The organism is Pseudomonas sp. EA_65y_Pfl2_P74 (assembly GCF_963970575.1).
Taxonomy (GTDB): domain Bacteria; phylum Pseudomonadota; class Gammaproteobacteria; order Pseudomonadales; family Pseudomonadaceae; genus Aquipseudomonas; species Aquipseudomonas baetica_A.
Genome location: NZ_CAXAOQ010000019.1, coordinates 27,789 through 45,254, shown reverse-complemented (window position 1 = coordinate 45,254; position 17,466 = coordinate 27,789). Strand labels below are relative to the sequence as shown.

The window sequence follows — 17,466 nt, the reverse complement described above, 5'->3', positions numbered from 1 at the left end:
CATAGGGTAGGCGTTTACGGCATTAGACGGCGCAACCTTGCATCGGAATAGTTGCGCCTTTTTTCGCCTGCCGAAGAGCCGTAAATACGCGCTTCGGGGCACCTTATACGGAGGCAGATGCATAGACTTTTCCGCTAAAGAGCGTTCCAGTTCCTGCATGTGCCTGAGTCAAACGCAAGTAAGGGTAAAGATAATGAAGAAGGCAAAAATCAGCCTCGCCTGGCAGATCCTCATCGGTCTGGTTCTGGGTATTGCAATTGGTGCGTTGCTCAACCACTTCAGTGCCGAAAAGGCCTGGTGGATCAGTAACGTCCTGCAACCGGCAGGCGATATCTTTATCCGTCTGATCAAGATGATCGTGATCCCGATCGTCATCTCCTCCCTGATCGTCGGCATCGCCGGCGTGGGCGACGCCAAGAAGCTTGGGCGTATCGGCCTGAAGACAATCGTCTACTTCGAAATCGTCACCACCATCGCCATCGTCGTCGGCCTGCTGCTGGCCAACGTGTTCCATCCGGGCACCGGCATCGACATGAGTACCCTGGGCACGGTCGACATCTCGAAGTACCAGGCGACCGCCGCCGAAGTACAACATGAACATGCGTTCATCGAGACCATCCTCAACCTGATCCCGTCGAATATCTTCGCGGCCATGGCCCGCGGCGAAATGCTGCCGATCATCTTCTTCTCCGTGTTGTTCGGTCTCGGTCTGTCGAGCCTGCAGTCGGACCTGCGTGAACCGCTGGTGAAGATGTTCCAGGGCGTGTCGGAAAGCATGTTCAAAGTCACCCACATGATCATGAACTACGCGCCGATCGGCGTATTCGCACTGATCGCGGTGACCGTCGCCAACTTCGGTTTCGCCTCCCTGCTGCCGCTGGCCAAACTGGTGATCCTGGTTTACGTCGCCATCGCCTTCTTTGCCTTCGTGGTACTGGGCCTGATCGCCAGGCTGTTCGGCTTCTCGGTGCTCAAGCTGATGCGCATCTTCAAGGATGAGCTGGTGCTGGCCTACTCCACCGCCTCCTCGGAAACCGTGCTGCCACGCGTGATCGAGAAAATGGAAGCCTACGGCGCGCCGAAAGCCATCTGCAGCTTCGTGGTGCCGACCGGTTACTCGTTCAACCTCGACGGTTCGACCCTGTACCAGTCCATCGCGGCGATCTTCATTGCCCAGTTGTACGGCATCGATCTGTCGATCAGCCAGCAACTGCTGCTGGTCCTGACCCTGATGGTCACCTCCAAAGGCATCGCCGGCGTACCGGGCGTGTCCTTCGTGGTGCTGCTGGCGACGCTGGGCAGCGTGGGTATTCCGCTGGAAGGCTTGGCGTTTATCGCCGGTGTCGACCGCATCATGGACATGGCCCGTACCGCACTGAACGTGATCGGCAACGCCCTGGCGGTGTTGGTCATCTCGCGCTGGGAAGGCATGTACGACGATGCCAAGGGCGAGCGCTACTGGAACTCCCTGCCGCACTGGCGCAGCAAGGAAAAACTGCCCGCGGGCGAGATCTCCAAGAACTGATTGCTGAACCCTGTGGGGATTGGCTGCTTGTGCCAGTGGGCTTGCTCACACAGGGGATTTGAGTCAGAGCCAAGCATTCATTGCCCCCGCCAGTGATGCACAGACAAACCCCGGACAAAATCCGGGGTTTGTCGTTTCTGGCCACCCCGCTATTATTCGCCGCATCTTCCGAGGGATTTGACTGATGCTTAATGGCCTGTGGCTTGGCTTCTTCGTCGTGGCAGCCGTGTCGGCGCTGGCGCAGTGGCTGATTGGCGGTAATGCCGGGATTTTCGCGGCGATGGTGGAAAGCATTTTTGCCATGGCCAAGCTGTCGGTCGAAGTCATGGTGCTGCTGTTCGGCACCCTCACCCTGTGGCTGGGTTTTCTGCGCATCGCCGAGAAGGCCGGCATTGTTGAATGGCTGGCCAAGGTATTGGGCCCGCTGTTCCTGCGACTGATGCCGGAAGTCCCGCCCGGTCACCCCGCCCTTGGCCTGATCACCCTGAACTTCGCCGCCAATGGCTTGGGCCTGGACAACGCCGCCACGCCCATCGGCCTGAAAGCCATGAAGGCACTGCAGGAACTCAACCCCAGCGCCACCGTCGCCAGCAACGCGCAGATCCTGTTCCTGGTGCTCAACGCCTCCTCCCTGACCCTGCTGCCGGTGACGATCTTCATGTACCGCGCCCAGCAAGGCGCGCCTGACCCGACGCTGGTGTTCCTGCCGATTTTGCTGGCGACCAGTTGCTCGACGATTGTCGGCTTTCTGTCGGTGGCGTTCATGCAGCGTTTGCGGATCTGGGATCCGGTGGTGCTGGCCTATCTGATTCCCGGCGCGTTGATGCTCGGCGCCTTCATGGCATTGCTGGGGACAATGTCGGCCACCGCTTTGGCGGGATTGTCGTCGATCCTCGGCAATCTCACGCTGTTTGGTCTGATCATGCTGTTTCTGGTGATGGGTGCTCTACGTAAGGTGAAGGTCTACGAAGCATTCGTTGAAGGCGCGAAGGAAGGCTTCGATGTAGCGAAGAACCTGCTGCCGTATCTGGTGGCCATGCTCTGCGCCGTCGGCGTGCTCCGTGCGTCCGGAGCGCTGGATTTTGGCCTCGACGGGATCCGTCATCTGGTCGAATGGGCCGGAGGGGACACACGCTTTGTCGATGCGCTGCCCACGGCGATGGTCAAGCCATTCTCCGGCAGCGCGGCGCGGGCGATGCTGATCGAAACCATGCAGACTTCCGGTGTCGACAGCTTCCCGGCGCTGGTGGCGGCGACGCTTCAGGGCAGTACCGAGACGACGTTCTATGTGCTGGCGGTGTATTTCGGCGCGGTGGGGATTCAGCGGGCGCGGCATGCGGTAGGTTGCGCGCTGTTGGCCGAACTGGCCGGGGTACTCGGCGCCATTGGCGTCTGCTACTGGTTCTTCGGTTAGCCACAAATCCCCCTGTGGGTGCGCGAAGAGGGCGTGTCAGGCGACGTATGCATTGCCTGACACACCGCCTTCGCGAGCGAGCCCGCGCCTACAGGGATTATGGATAAGGTTAAAGTCTGGGTGAGGGCGCGAACTGCTGGCCTTGCTCGACCGCCCACGCCACAACCTTCGCGGTCAGGCGATCACTGGCCAGACCAAACCCGGCGACCACCGCCGGCACCTGCACATCACTCAGGGGCTGGCGCTCTTCAAACCGGCGGCTGGCCAGAATGCGCTGGTCATAGCCACGCACCAGCAACGCATCGACCCGCACGACAACGCTGGCCTTATCGCCCTGATATTCAGTCTGAAACGCCTGCAAATTCCCCCCCAGTTCCAGATCCGCCTGGAAGTAGCTGTCATCGGTGCTCAGCAACGTCACCCGGCCATCACGCGTAAAGCCTTCGAGCAGCCGATTGCGCAACAGCACCGGTGCGGGGTCGCTCCAGCGTGACGCCTTGTAGCTGCTGATCATGTTGCCCTGTGGAATCACGGCGATGTTCGGCCGGTTCAGCGCTTCGCTGGCCTGCCATTTGTTGAGCCGCAGCGACCAGTGCTGAGTGGCCGCTGAACCGGCCGGCGCAGGCACCTGCGCGGCTGGCAGACGATAAACGTCCGATGGCTGCGACTGGGGCAGGATCGAGCACGACGCGATCAGCGTGCCGATCAAGGCAAAACCAGCGGCGAAGAGGGCGAGTCGAGTCAGCTTCATGGCGTGAACTCCTTGTTCTTGTCACTGCCCAGCAGGTAACCGCTGGGGTTGGCCTCAAGACGTTGCGAGATGGCGCGCAGCGAGGTCAGCGTCTCTCGCAATTCACGGATGGCCGGCGCCAGACCATTGAGACCCTGCAGGCCGTTGTCGAGGGCATTCTGGTTCTTGCTCAGCAGGCCGTTGATCGTGGCGCTGCTTTGCTCCAGCGACTTCATCGCCTGCTGGGCACTGCCCAGCGCCTGCTTGCCCTGGTCGTTGAGCAAACCGTTGGCGTTGCGCATCAGCAGCGAAGTCTGTTCGAGCATGCTGCCGGCCTGTTTGCCGACCGTCGCCAGTTGCTGCATGGCTTGGCGCAGGTCGCCACGCTGATCGTTGATCGAGCCGGTGGTCTGTTCCAGGTGGGCGAGGGTTTTGCTCACGCGCTCGACGTTTTCGGCGGAGAACATCTGGTTGGCGTTTTGCAGCAGTGCGGTGACGCCGCTCATCAAGTCGTTGCTGTCATTGAGCAACCGCGAGATGGGCGAGGGCGACGCGACAATGATCGGTAATTTGCCGTCATGGCCCCGTAGGCTCGGACTGTTTGGCGTGCCGCCGCTGAGCTGGATGATCGAGGTGCCGGTAATCCCGGTCAGGGCCAGTTTGGCCAGGGTGTCTTCCTTGATCGGAGTGTCACCGCCCAGACGAATCCGCGCCAACACCCGGCGGGGATCCTTGGGGTCAAGACGCAGGCTGACCACGTCACCGACCTTGATCCCGCTGTATTGCACCGCGCTGCCCTTGGACAGGCCGCTGACCGCCTCGTTGAACACGACTTCGTAATCCTTGAACTCGCTATCGATACTGGACTTGGCCAGCCACAGGCCGAACAGCAGGGCGCCCGCCACGACAATCACTGCGAACAGGCCGATCAACACATGATGGGCTCGGGTTTCCATATCAGACCTCGTTGAGCAGTTTGGCGGCGTCCAGCGCCGAGCGGCCGCGCGGGCCGTGGAAATATTCGTGAATCCACGCGTCATCGGTTTCCGATACGACGTCAATCGGACCGGCGACCAGCACCTTTTTCTGCGCCAGCACTGCCACGCGGTCGGTGATGGTGTAGAGCGTGTCGAGGTCGTGGGTGACCAGAAACACACTCAGGCCCAACGCATCGCGCAGGGTCAGGATCAGTTGATCGAACGCCGCCGCACCGATCGGATCGAGACCGGCGGTGGGCTCGTCGAGAAACAGGATGTCCGGATCCAGCGCCAATGCACGGGCCAATGCCGCGCGCTTGATCATGCCGCCGGACAGCGACGCGGGGTATTTGTCCGCCGCCGACAACGGCAGCCCGGCCAGCGCCAGTTTCACCGCCGCCAGATGCTCGGCGTCGTTGCGGCTTAACCCTGCATGCTCGATCAGGGGCAAAGCGACGTTCTCGGTCACCGTCAACGAGGAGAACAGTGCGCCTTTTTGAAACAGCACGCCGAAGCGTCGTTCGATCAGCGAGCGCTCATGTCCGGACAGGCTCGGCAGGTTCTGGCCGAATACGTTCACCCGGCCTTCGCTGGGCCGGCGCAGGCCGATGATACTGCGCAGCAGTACCGATTTGCCGCTGCCAGAGCCGCCGACCATGGCGAGGATTTCGCCTTTGTACAAATCCATGTCGAGGCCTTCGTGCACGCTCTGCTTGCCAAAGCGGTTGCACAGGCCACGGACTTCGATCACCGCCTCCGAGGGCGCGCAGGGTGGACGACTCACCAGCCCATCTCCATGAAGAACAGCGCGGCCACCGCATCGAGGACGATCACCACGAAAATCGATTGCACCACGGCGGACGTGGTGTGGGCGCCGACCGATTCGGCGCTGCCGCTGACCTTGAAGCCTTCGAGACAGCCAATCGCGGCGATCAGGAAGGCGAAGACCGGTGCTTTCACCAACCCCACCAGAAAGTGCTGAACACCGATGTCCGATTGCAGCAGCGAGAGGAACATCGCCGGTGAAATTCCCAGCGACAACGCGCAGACCACGCCACCGCCGACGATCCCACAGAGCATCGCCAGAAACGTCAGCATCGGCAGCGCGATCAGCAGCGCCAGTACCCGTGGGACCACCAGCAGTTCCATCGGGTCAAGGCCAAGTGTGCGGATTGCATCGATCTCTTCGTTGGCCTTCATCGAACCGATTTGCGCGGTGAAGGCGCTGGCGGTGCGCCCGGCCATCAGAATCGCGGTGAGCAAGACGCCGAATTCACGCAGAAATGAAAACGCCACCAGATCGACGGTGAACACACTGGCCCCAAAACTGGCCAGCACCGTCGCGCCAAGAAAAGCCACCACGGCGCCCACCAGAAAGGTCAGCAACGCCACGATCGGCGCAGCGTCGAGGCCGGTCTGTTCGATGTGCGCGACGATTGGCGTAATGCGCCAACGCTTGGGGCGGAACACGCTGCGAGCGATGGTTTCCAGAATCAGACCGATGAAGCCCAGCACTTGCAGGGTGTCCTGCCAGACCGTTTCCACGGCGCGACCGATGCGCGTCAGCAGTTGCACGCTGACGCTGACTTCCGGCTCCTTGATCGGCACGCAGAAATCGGTCAGCGAGCGATACACCGTCTGCAGCAACGCGCGGTCAGCCGGGGAAATCGTACAGTCGGGATGTTCAGCGGATTTGCCCAGGCGCTCGGAACCGAGCAGTTCGACCAGCAAGGATGCGCCAGCGGTATCGAGGGCGCCCAGGTCATTCAGGTCGATGGACGTATGGGCGTCGTATTGGCCGTGGAGCTTTTCGCTCAGTTGCTTGAGGTCAGCGTAATGGGCAAGCGTCCAGTCCCCGCTGACTCGCAGGCGAGCAGGGGTGGTCGATGTGTCGAGTTGGGCACTGCCCGTCGTCGAGCTGCTGGTCATAAACTCCGTGCTTTTCGGCTGATGAGGCTGGCATACGTAATAGCACGAACCCGACTACTTTTCTTTGATCGCTGTGCTGTCGGTGACTTCAAAGCGCAGCACGCCGATCACCTGGCCGTCCTCGGTCAGCACCCGTACCTGCCACTTGCCCGCCGGGTTGCCGGGGAAGTTCTGCTTGTGCGTCCACGCCCGGTAGCCTTCTTTACGCCCGCCATGGATGTCGAGAGCAATGCGGTCGACCTCTTTGCCGTTGAACTGCCAGACGTGATAAATCCGCTCATCGAGCCCGCGTGGCGCGTTGATCGCGGTATAGGCGTAGAGGCCACCGCCACGGATCTGCTCGGCGCTGACTTGCTTGAGGCTCGCGCCGGGGGTGCGATCCTGCAACTGCGTGCTGATCGCCACGTCAGTCATCCACAGCGTTGCCGGCGGCACCCACGAGCGCAGCGCCCAACCCACACCGCCGATACCCACGGTGATGCACAGGATCGCCAGCGCATTGCGCACGGTGCGGATCGGGAAGATCGACGCCAGGCTCGGGAACGACAGCAGCACGGCAATGCCCAGCGCCCATTTGAAGCTCTGCGAGGTGGTCAGGTGCATGATCACCGGCAGTGCGGTCAGGAGGGCCGCGAACAGGGTCAGGGTGTGTAGCGCCAGAAACGCCCAGCGCCGGGGCGCCAGCCATTTGTAGTAGAGCGGATCGATGACGGAGATCAGCGCGGCGATGCTCAGCAGCCCGGTGAAGATCAATTGGCTGCTGTTCCACGTCGTGGTGATGAAGAAGAATGGCAGAACGAAAAACAGGCTTTCCTGGTGAATCATCTGCGTGGCGTAACGCAGCAGCGGCTGGGGGATTTCCCGTTTGAAAATCCGCGTAAAAAGGCCAGTGAGGGTGTTTTCCAGCATCAGCCAGATCCAGCTCAGCAGCATGATGATGGTGATCCAGCTCGCCAGCCCTTGCTGGCGGTCGACCAGAATGAAACTGCCGACCCCGGAGATGAAACCACCCAACGCAATGACCCCGGGATAGCGCTTCATCAGTTCGAGAATGCGCTGGATCAGAAGGGTCAGTTTTGGCATGAGGGCGGTTCGCAACAGTCGTGGGAAAAAACCTCGACAGAGTACCGCTCGCACAGCGGTGTGGCGAGGCTGCCGGTCAGCAAAATCACCACAGTCCCCTGTGGGAGCGGGATTGCTCGCGAAGGCGTCGTATCCGTCACTGCATTTGTTGCATGACCCACCGCGTTCGCGAGCAAGCCCGCTCCCACCGGTTCAGTGTTCGGCGGATTTGCGGCGGTGCAAGCGCCATACGATCAGGATCAGCAGCAACACACCCAGTCCACCCGCCGCCAGCCACAACACCTGATCATCACTGATCAAAGGCTTCTCGATACGCAGATACCCCGGTTGCAGCAACAACTCGCGCATGGCCTTGTTCGCCGTTTCCAGCGTCACGCCTTGCAGTTCGCGGGCGGGATTGGCGAAGCGGCCGTCCTCGTAGTCGCCCAGCGCACTCCAGTAGTAATCGGCCATCGCGCTGTTGCCTTGCACCGCCCAGGCCTGATGGGCGATGGCCGCCTGTTTGATGCGGGCGAAGGTGGCCGGATCGAGACCGTTTTTCAGCAGGTCGGCCTTGATGTCTTCCAGCACCTCAATGGCTTCATCGACGTTATCGCGATCAAGGTCAGCATTGAGGCTCATGAACCCGACGCCCCCAAACACTTCGCGCTCGGCCCACGGCCCATAAGACAAACCATGGTTGAGACGAATCTGTCGGTACAGCGCCCAGTCGAGGTAGTCCTTGAGGATGTTGAACGTCTCGTCGTACTGACCGTCCAGCACCGGCTCCGGCACCAACCAGTGCAACTTGGCGCTGTCGCCGATAAAACCGCGCGTGAGGGTGCGCTCATGGGCGGCGCTGGTGCGGATATCCGGCAACGGCCGGTGCTCACTGGGCTCGACCGCATCAAGCGCGCCCCACGTCCGCTCCAGATAGGCCGGCAGCAGTTTGTCGAGCTCGCCGACGACAATCAGGGTCATGTTGTTCGGCGCGTACCAGGCTTTGCGCACCTTCTCCAGTTGCGCCTGGGTCAGATGTGCGACTTCGGCGCGCTGCGGGCATTTAAGGCCCAGCTCCACCGCCAATTGATTGCTCGCGCTGTGCCCCAGATCCTGGCGGTCGAGAAAGCGGCGCAGGCGCGTGTAGTGGCCGCCGTCCTCACGCTCGACCACACGTTTGGCGGCGTTGATCGCGTTGTCGTCGATGCGGGTCTGTGTCAGCAGCGCCAGCAGCAGGTCGAGTACCTTGCGCTGGTTTTTCGCCGGAGCTTCGATGACGAAGGTGGTATCGGCATTGCTGGTGAAGGCGTTCCAGTCACCGCCCAGGGCCTGCATGCGCTCTTCGAGGCCACCTTCGCCGGTGGCGTCAATGCCACTAAACAGCAAGTGTTCAAGCAGGTGCGGCAGCTCTTTTTCATCGCAGTCAAAATCATCAAGACCGACGCCGACCACCAGCCGGATCGCGACATGCCCGCGCTCGGTGCCGGGTTTGAGCAACAACTGCAAACCGTTGGGCAGCGCATAACCTTCGACCTGAAAACGATCCAGGGCCAAGGAAGGGAGTGAACCGAGCAACAGACAGGCGAACAACAGGCAACGCATAACAGGCTTCCGTACGGCTGATTTGGAGATCCGTGTCGTCAGGCAGATGGCCTTTGCGAGCAAGCTCGCGAAGGCGTCCCTGAGGCTGAACGCTGAGTTACTGACTGACCTTAGCCGCAGACGTTCAAGGCGAATGCGTAATGTCGGCCATTTCATCCGCCGCCAGCGCCCCGATGTCCGCCGTTTCCAGCACTACATAAGCGCTGCTGCAAAACAGCGAATTGAGCCGTTTCATGTCGGCAATCAGCTCCAGGTGCAACGAACTGGTTTCAATACTCTGCACGATCTTGCGTTGCAAACGACTGACGTGGGCATGGGCCAAACGGCGTTCCTGTGCGCGGAAGCGCCGTTTCTCGCGCAGCAACTGGCGAGCGCTTTCCTTGTCGCCGCTGAGAAACACCGACAACCCCAACCGCAAGTTGGCGATCAGTTGCTGTTGAAGCCCGGCCAGGTCCTCCAGCCCTTCCTCGGAAAACGAACGGCGTTGCGAGGTCTTCTGCTGCTGGACCTTGCGCAGCATGCGCTCGATCAAGTCACAGGCCAGTTTGAGGTTGATCGCCAGTTCAATGATCTCCGCCCAGCGCCGACTGTCCTGCTCGCCAAGATCCTCGCGGGGCATTTGCGCCAGGTACAGCTTGATCGCGCTGTACAGCGACTCTACGTCATCGGTCATCCGACGCATGTCCTGGGTGATCGCCGTTTGCTTGCCGCGCAACACATCGAGGGTCGCGTCGAGCATGTTGTCGAGCAGATCGCCCATGCGCAGGGTTTCGCGCACGGCGTTGGCCAAGGCCAGGCTTGGCGTGACCAGCGCGGTCGGGTCAAGGTGACGTGGTTTGGCGGTGCCGTTGACCTCAGGCCGTTCCGGCAGCAGCCAGGCGCACAAACGCGCCATCGGCCCGACACTCGGCAGCAGGATCAGACAGCGTGCGGTGTTGTAGAGCAGGTGGAAGCCGATGACCATTTCCTGCGGGCTGAAATCCAGACTGTCGATCCAATGCACAAGCGGGTCGAGCACCGGGATGATCAGCAGCAGGCCGATCAGTTTGTACAACAGGCTGCCCAGCGCCACTTGCCGGCCAGCGGCGTTCTGCATGCTGGTGCTCATGAACGCCAGCACGCCGCTGCCGATGTTGGCACCGATCACCAGGCCAATCGCCACCGGCAGACTGATCACGGCGGCGCCGGCCAAGGTAGCGGTCAGAAGCACAGCGGCGAGGCTGGAGTAGGAAATCATCGCAAACAGCGCGCCGACCAGGGCGTCGAGGAGGATGTCGCCGGTCAGCGAAGCGAAAATCACCTTCACCCCTTGGGCGTGGGTGATCGGTGCAGCAGCCTCGACGATCAGTTGCAGCGCGAGAATGATCAGCCCCAAACCGATGCTGACCCGGCCCATTTGCCCGAGCCGCGTCTGTTTGCGCGACAGAAAGAAAATCACCCCAAGAAAAATCAGCAATGGCGACAGCCAAGACAAGTCGAACGTCAGCACCCGCGCCATCAGCGCGGTACCGACATCGGCGCCGAGCATGGTCGCCAGCGCCGGCGTCAGCGCCATCAGCCCTTGGCCGACGAAAGAGGTGACGAGCATCGCCGTGGCGTTGCTGCTTTGCACCATCGCCGTGACGACGATGCCCGCAACAAAGGCCAGCCAGCGCTTGGCCATGTTCTGGCCGATGACATGGCGCAGTTGGGTGCCATACACCCGCAGGATGCCGGTTCGGACGATGTGCGTGCCCCAGATCAGCAGGGCGACGGCGGAAAGCAGATTGAGCAGGGTGAGCATGCAGACCCCCTGTAATGGCAGCGCCCCAGAGAGGCAAATTGACGGTACCGCGCGGTTTCTACGTTTTTGATACTTAAGCTGTAGTTGGCTAACGGTCTGGGCGCCAGCATTGCACAGCTAAAACCATGATTGAAACACAAGTGTCATGAACAGCACTTCACCGGCACCTCCCTGCTGGAGTGAGTGTTAGCCAACGTACAAAACAACTGTGGGAGCGGGTTTGCTCGCGAAGGCGGCGTATCAGTCGACAATAATGTTGGCTGATCGACTGCATTCGCGAGCAAGCCCGCTCCCACAAGGGGTGTTGCGTGTTGCTGGACTAGCGGGTTACTGCCCCGGAATGTCCTTGCGCAGTTTCACCGGATCTTGCTGCTTCTTTTTGGCCATCGCGCCGCGCAGTTTGATGTTGATCGCTTCCACCGCCAGCGAGAACGCCATGGCGAAGTAGACGTAACCTTTGGGTACGTGCACGTCGAACGATTCAGCGATCAGTACCGTACCGACCACCAACAGGAACGACAGCGCGAGCATCTTCAGCGACGGATGTTTGTCGATGAATTCGCTGATCTTGCCCGACGCCGCCATCATCACCAGCACCGCGACGATGATCGCCGCCACCATCACTGGCACATGGGACACCATGCCGACCGCGGTGATCACCGAGTCCAGCGAGAAGACGATGTCGATGATCGCGATCTGAATAATGGTGTAGAGAAAGTTACCGCCCTTGCCCGAAGGCTCGTCGCCGCTTTCGTCTTCACCTTCCAGCGCGTGGTACATCTCCTGCGAGCTTTTCCACAGCAGGAACAGCCCGCCGAAGAACAGGATCAGGTCACGCCCGGAGATGCCCTGGCCGAACACTTCGAACAGGTCGGCGGTGAGGCGCATGACCCAAGTGATCGACAGCAGCAACAGGATTCGCGTGATCATGGCCAGGCCAAGACCGAAGATCCGGGTGCGCGGCTGCATGTGTTTGGGCATGCGGCTGACCAGGATCGAAATCATGATGATGTTATCGATACCCAGGACAATTTCCAGGGCGGTCAGGGTAAAGAAGGCAACCCAGATTTCGGGGTTGGTCAGCCAATCCATGTGTATTCCTTTGAGCGTGTGTTAAACCGAAAAAGGTCCTGGCTTCAAACCACGAAGCCAGGACCGCAAACGGTGAGTCTTGGGCTTATAGAGTGCTGAACACCGGGAAAGTCCCGAGCAGCAGTGCAGCAATCAGAATGCAGATACAAACCAGGATCGCCCATTTGAGGGTGAACCGCTGGTGGTCGCCAAAATCAATCCCGGCCAGGGCCACCAACAGATAGGTCGATGGCACCAGCGGGCTGAGCAAGTGAACGGGCTGACCGACGATCGAGGCCCGGGCCATTTCCACGGCGGTGATGCCGTAGTGACTGGCGGCTTCGGCCATCACCGGCAACACGCCATAGTAGAACGCGTCGTTGGACATGAAGAACGTGAACGGCATGCTCACCAGTGCCGTGATCACGGCCAGGTAAGGACCGAGGAAATCCGGGATCACCGCCAGCAGGCTCTTGGACATCGCATCGACCATGCCGGTGCCCGACAGGATACCGGTGAAGATACCCGCCGCAAAGATCAGCCCGACCACTGCCAGCACACTGCCGGCGTGAGCCGCGACGCGGTCCTTCTGCATTTGCAGGCAAGGATAGTTGACGATCATGGCAATACTGAACGCCACCATGAACAACACCGGCAGCGGCAACAGGCCAGCGATCAGGGTGCACATCAGGCCGAAGGTCAGGGCGCCGTTGAACCAGATCAGCTTCGGACGACGGGCGTCCGGGAACTGCGAAACGCTGATTTCGCTGTGATCGATCTCATCGTCGATCAGGTGCAACTCACCCAGACGCGCTCGCTCACGTTTGCCGTAGAAATAGGCAATGAGCAGAATCGCCACCACACCGGCCGCCATGGCCGGAATCATCGGCACGAAGATGTCCGAAGGGTCGACGTGCAACGCACTGGCAGCACGGGCGGTCGGGCCGCCCCATGGCGTCATGTTCATCACGCCACCGGCCAGGATGATCAGGCCGGCCATGATTCGCGGGCTCATGCCGATGCGGCTGTACAGCGGCAGCATGGCGGCCACGCAGATCATGTAAGTGGTCGCGCCGTCACCGTCGAGGGAAACGACGAGCGCCAGTACGGCGGTGCCGACCGAAACTTTCAGCGGGTCACCCTTGACCAGTTTGAGGATCTTGCGCACGGCCGGGTCGAACAGACCGGAGTCGATCATCAGGGCGAAATAGAGAATGGCGAACATCAGCATCACGCCGGTCGGCGCAAGCTTGGTGATGCCTTCGAGCATCATCGGACCGATCTTCGGCGCAAAACCACCGAACAGGGCAAACAGGATCGGGATGATGATCAGCGCAATCAGCGCGGACAGGCGCTTGGTCATGATCAGGAACATGAACGTGATGACCATGGCAAAGCCAAGGAAAGTCAGCATGGGAATACTCCGGGCGTAGCGCGGCTAATGGAATGAGCGGATCGGGCGGGATCAGCGCAGAGCGGGCAGCACGAGACGTACGGACGGAGTGACAGCGCGGAGGCGGGCTACAGAGGACATCAGAATCACCATTGTTGTTGTTAATTGGGCCGTTCGTGCGGGTATCACACGGATTGGCCAACCGGTCTGTTGCCGGCAGTGGGGGCGATCCTAATGGGGGAAGCTTTCAGCCAGCTTTCGTGGGTGAAAGCTTTGAGTGAACGGTCAACCGGCCCGCCGAATGCGGCGGGCGTCATCAAAAAACAGCCAGATTCAGCGGCCTCATGGCGCCCATCCAGATCGCATGCTCGGTGTGATCAAGCAAATCATCGCCCGTGTCCGGGTGCAAAAACACCACCAAGCCTTTGCGATTGAGCGCCAGCCAGGGCAGTACTTCACCGATCAGCTCCGGGCCGAAGGCCAACTGGCAACTCCAGTCGGGGTGCGGGCCGACCGGGCGTTCGTGGACGCGGCCCATTTTCAATGGAAACAACGTAGCGACTTGCTCGCATAACGCGCGTGCCTGGTCGATGGAGGCGGCGTCGAAATAGACGTGGGCGTGGTAGCCCTTGATCGGTTGCATCTGAAGCCCTCGCAAATCGGTTCGAACCCTCGGCGTTGCCCGTATGTCACACGCCATAGAAGGGACAAGAAAAGGGATCAGCCATGAAAAATGCCGAAACCCCAGCGGTTAAAGTGGTGCTCTATGGTGCCATGGCCAGCCTGGGCGGTGCGTTGATGGCTGAGTTGCTGCGTCGTCAGCATGAAGTCATCGCCATTCTCGACGATTTGACGGCGCTCGCGCCGCGTCCGGGGTTGCGTACAAAAAGTGGCGATCTGTTCGATGCCGAGCGGGTCAATCAAAGCGTTGCGGGAAGCTCGGCGGTGATTTGCCTGCTGGATGCGCCGGGCCTGCCGTTGAGCAGCGATCACGTCGAAAGGTCCATCGTGCTTGGGCCGGTGGAACAGGTGCTCGCGGTCGACGCGCTGGTCGATGGCCTGCAATTGGCCAATGTTTCGCGGCTGTTTCTGGTGGGCGATTTCGCCGTGCTCGACGAACCGGACCTCGACGATCGCCTGCAACGCCACGCCGCCGAAGAAATCCGTGAGGCCCTGCAAAGCAGTCCGTTGCAATGGACATTGGTCAATGCGCCCCATGGCGTCGCGGGGCTGACCGTTGAGCATTTCAGCCAGGTTGGCGGCCATCTGGAGCCGGGGCTAACCGAACCGCTGGAGCGTTTGAACCGGGTCGCGGTGGGGATTGCCGATGAGCTGCGCTTGAATCTGCATGTCGGGCAGCATGTGAATTTTGTGGCGACCAGCCAATAGGTTCTAGATGGCAATGGACGGCAGTGCGAGTCCATTGAGCGATTCTGCACTGCTGGCCTGTTCCTCCATCAACCAGTCAACAAACAGTTGAATCAGCGCCCCCCGCCGTTTGCGTTGCGGCAGAACGACGTAATAGCCCAGCCGTGACAGCGTCGTTTCGGCAATCGGGCGACAGAGCAAACCCTGAGTCAGCAAGTTATCCACAAGATGCCGCCAGCCAATCGCCACGCCTTGCCCGCCAATCGCCGCTTGAATCAACAGCGTGTAATTGTCGAAACGCAGCTGCCCCGGTGCCGGCGGCGTGGTGATGCCCAATTGGCGAAACAAACCACTCCAGTCAAACCAGTTGCTGCTGTTTTCACCGCGCAAGTGCAGCAGGGGCAATTCCAGCAACGCCTGAGCAGGCAAGGGCGCCGGGCGATCCTTGAGCAATAGTGGACTGCACACCGGGAACACTTCTTCGCTGAACAGCCAATGGCTCTCGCCCTGTTTAAAGCGGCCGTCGCCAAACAGGATCGCCACGTCGATGTCGGTGCGCAGCATGTTGTGGTTACGTTCGCTGGTGACCAGGCTGACATCGACGTGGGGATTGGCTTCGTGGAAGCGGTGCAGACGCGGCATCAGCCAATAGGCGGCGAAGGCGAAATCGGTGGCGACCTGCAGCACCTCGTGTTGCTGCTGTGTGCTGATCGCGCTCAATCCTGCGTCGATATTCTGCAAACCAAGGCTAACTTGCTCGAACAGGATCATGCCGACCTCAGTCAGTTCGATGCCCCGGTAGATGCGATCAAACAGGCGCGTACCGAGCTGCTCCTCCAGTCGTTTGATCTGTTGGCTGATGGCCGGTTGCGTGGTGCCCAACTCAACCGCTGCCGCAGTAAAGCTGCGATGGCGCGCGGCGGCATCGAAGGCACGCAACAGGTCGAGAGACAGATCGCCTAACGCTTCATACATAAGCAGAGCTTATCCCAGTCATTGCCCGGCATGGGCTTTACCCGATAGAGCATGGACTCCAAGCTTGATCGCAGCAATGTCGCATAAATATTCACTATGGAATGCCGCGATCACATGAAGCGCAAGAATATTCTTTTCATCATGGCCGATCAGATGGCCGCGCCAATGTTGCCGTTCTACGGCCCTTCGCCAATCAAACTGCCGAATCTTTCGCGCCTCGCCGCCCAAGGCGTGGTGTTCGACGCCGCTTACTGCAACAGCCCATTGTGCGCGCCGTCGCGTTTCACTCTGGTCAGCGGTCAATTGCCGAGCAAAATCGGTGCTTACGATAACGCCGCCGATTTCCCCGCCGACATTCCGACCTACGCCCACTACCTTCGCCGTCTCGGCTACCGCACCGCGCTGTCGGGCAAGATGCATTTCTGTGGCCCCGATCAGTTGCACGGCTACGAAGAACGCCTGACCAGTGATATTTATCCGGCCGATTACGGTTGGTCGGTGAACTGGGATGAGCCTGACGTGCGGCCGACCTGGTATCACAACATGTCTTCGGTGCTGCAAGCCGGGCCCTGCGTGCGCACCAACCAACTCGATTTTGACGAAGAAGTGGTGTTCAAGGCCCAGCAATATCTTTTCGATCACATTCGCGAGGACGGCGATCAGCCGTTTTGCCTGACGGTGTCGATGACTCACCCACACGATCCGTACACGATTCCCAAGGCCTTCTGGGATTTGTACGACGATGGCGATATCCCGCTTCCGACAACGCCGGATCAACATTCACTCGACCCGCACTCGCAGCGCCTGCTCAAGGTTTACGACCTGTGGGACAAGCCGCTGCCTGTGGATAAGATTCGCGATGCTCGGCGTGCCTACTTCGGCGCTTGCAGTTATATCGACGCCAACGTCGGCAAACTCCTGCAAACCCTTGAAGACACAGGGCTGATGGACGAAACGATCATCGTCTTCTCCGGCGACCACGGCGACATGCTGGGCGAGAAAGGCCTCTGGTACAAAATGCACTGGTACGAAATGGCCGCCCGCGTGCCCCTGTTGATCAGTGCGCCTGGCCAGTTCGAGGCCGGGCGCATCAGCGCTGCCGTATCGACCGCAGACCTGTTGCCAACCTTCGTCGAACTGGCCGGCGGCACCCTGGAGCCGGGCCTGCCGCTGGATGGCCGCTCGCTGGTGCCACACCTGCAAGGGCAGGGCGGCCATGACGAGGTATTTGGCGAATACATGGCCGAAGGCACCATCAGTCCGCTGATGATGATCCGCCGTGGCGCCTGGAAATTTATCTACAGTGAAAGCGACCCTTGCCTACTCTTCGACGTAGGCAACGATCCGCGCGAGTTGGAAGAACTCAGCCAATCGCCACAGCATCGTCAGCTATTCGACGATTTTCTCGCCGAGGCACGGGCCAAGTGGGACATCCCCGCCATTCACCGGGCTGTCCTCGCGAGCCAGCGTCGCCGCCGTTTTGTCGCCGATGCATTGACCGTCGGCAAACTGAAGAGCTGGGATCACCAGCCGCTGGTGGATGCCAGTCAGCAGTACATGCGCAACCATATCGACCTCGATGATCTGGAACGCAAAGCACGTTATCCACAACCCTGCCAAAACCAATAACGTTAAGG

The 17,466-nt window shown here is 60.4% G+C and carries 15 protein-coding genes; 4 read left to right on the top strand and 11 right to left on the bottom strand.

Features of this window, described 5'->3' with window-relative positions:
* Positions 1-193: 193 nt before the first annotated feature.
* Both gltP and AACY18_RS16530 read left to right on the top strand, forming a co-directional pair.
* Positions 194-1,525, top strand: a complete 1,332-nt coding sequence (gene gltP / locus AACY18_RS16535) for a glutamate/aspartate:proton symporter GltP (RefSeq protein ID WP_339432356.1) — start codon at positions 194-196, stop codon at positions 1,523-1,525.
* Between the two features lie 184 nt (positions 1,526-1,709).
* The gene (locus tag AACY18_RS16530; RefSeq protein WP_221732258.1) at positions 1,710-2,939 is read left to right on the top strand and encodes a nucleoside recognition domain-containing protein; all 1,230 of its coding nucleotides are present in this window, start codon (positions 1,710-1,712) and stop codon (positions 2,937-2,939) included.
* 109 nt (positions 2,940-3,048) lie between these two features.
* On the opposite strand, the gene AACY18_RS16525 is transcribed toward AACY18_RS16530, so the two are convergent.
* From AACY18_RS16525 to AACY18_RS16480, 10 genes are all read right to left on the bottom strand, one after another.
* Entirely contained in the window at positions 3,049-3,690 is a 642-nt protein-coding gene (locus tag AACY18_RS16525; protein WP_339465409.1) for an ABC-type transport auxiliary lipoprotein family protein, read from the bottom strand.
* On the bottom strand, positions 3,687-4,625 hold the full coding sequence (locus AACY18_RS16520; protein WP_339465407.1) for an MlaD family protein: 939 nt from the start codon (positions 4,623-4,625) through the stop codon (positions 3,687-3,689). The genes AACY18_RS16525 and AACY18_RS16520 overlap by 4 nt, the downstream gene beginning before the upstream one ends.
* 1 nt (position 4,626) lies before the next feature.
* Entirely contained in the window at positions 4,627-5,430 is an 804-nt protein-coding gene (locus AACY18_RS16515) for an ABC transporter ATP-binding protein (protein ID WP_339432352.1), read from the bottom strand.
* Positions 5,427-6,575: an ABC transporter permease gene (locus AACY18_RS16510; RefSeq protein ID WP_339465405.1), complete on the bottom strand. Its 1,149-nt coding sequence runs from the start codon at positions 6,573-6,575 to the stop codon at positions 5,427-5,429. Before AACY18_RS16510 ends, AACY18_RS16515 begins: the two co-directional genes overlap by 4 nt.
* Positions 6,576-6,629: 54 nt before the next feature.
* Positions 6,630-7,658, bottom strand: a complete 1,029-nt coding sequence (locus tag AACY18_RS16505; RefSeq protein WP_339432350.1) for a DUF5924 family protein — start codon at positions 7,656-7,658, stop codon at positions 6,630-6,632.
* A 192-nt stretch (positions 7,659-7,850) separates the two neighbouring features.
* A complete protein-coding gene (locus tag AACY18_RS16500) occupies positions 7,851-9,239 on the bottom strand; it encodes a M16 family metallopeptidase (protein ID WP_339432349.1) in 1,389 nt (462 codons plus the stop codon).
* Between the two features lie 124 nt (positions 9,240-9,363).
* The gene (locus AACY18_RS16495) at positions 9,364-11,022 is read right to left on the bottom strand and encodes a Na/Pi cotransporter family protein (RefSeq protein ID WP_339432348.1); all 1,659 of its coding nucleotides are present in this window, start codon (positions 11,020-11,022) and stop codon (positions 9,364-9,366) included.
* A 327-nt stretch (positions 11,023-11,349) separates the two neighbouring features.
* Entirely contained in the window at positions 11,350-12,114 is a 765-nt protein-coding gene (locus AACY18_RS16490) for a TerC family protein (protein WP_221732250.1), read from the bottom strand.
* Positions 12,115-12,199: 85 nt separating this feature from the next.
* The gene (locus AACY18_RS16485; protein ID WP_339465404.1) at positions 12,200-13,507 is read right to left on the bottom strand and encodes a CitMHS family transporter; all 1,308 of its coding nucleotides are present in this window, start codon (positions 13,505-13,507) and stop codon (positions 12,200-12,202) included.
* 295 nt (positions 13,508-13,802) lie between these two features.
* The gene (locus tag AACY18_RS16480) at positions 13,803-14,129 is read right to left on the bottom strand and encodes a DOPA 4,5-dioxygenase family protein (protein ID WP_339465403.1); all 327 of its coding nucleotides are present in this window, start codon (positions 14,127-14,129) and stop codon (positions 13,803-13,805) included.
* 83 nt (positions 14,130-14,212) lie between these two features.
* On the opposite strand from AACY18_RS16480, the gene AACY18_RS16475 reads away from it, so the two are divergent.
* Positions 14,213-14,875, top strand: coding sequence for an NAD(P)-dependent oxidoreductase (locus AACY18_RS16475; protein WP_339465402.1), 663 nt, complete (start codon positions 14,213-14,215; stop codon positions 14,873-14,875).
* A 3-nt stretch (positions 14,876-14,878) separates the two neighbouring features.
* Here AACY18_RS16475 and AACY18_RS16470 read toward each other — a convergent pair whose 3' ends face one another.
* The gene (locus tag AACY18_RS16470) at positions 14,879-15,829 is read right to left on the bottom strand and encodes a choline sulfate utilization transcriptional regulator (protein WP_339432343.1); all 951 of its coding nucleotides are present in this window, start codon (positions 15,827-15,829) and stop codon (positions 14,879-14,881) included.
* 114 nt (positions 15,830-15,943) lie between these two features.
* Here AACY18_RS16470 and betC point away from each other — a divergent pair, with 114 nt between their 5' ends.
* Positions 15,944-17,458: a choline-sulfatase gene (betC, locus tag AACY18_RS16465; RefSeq protein ID WP_339432342.1), complete on the top strand. Its 1,515-nt coding sequence runs from the start codon at positions 15,944-15,946 to the stop codon at positions 17,456-17,458.
* The last annotated feature ends 8 nt before the right edge of the window (positions 17,459-17,466 follow it).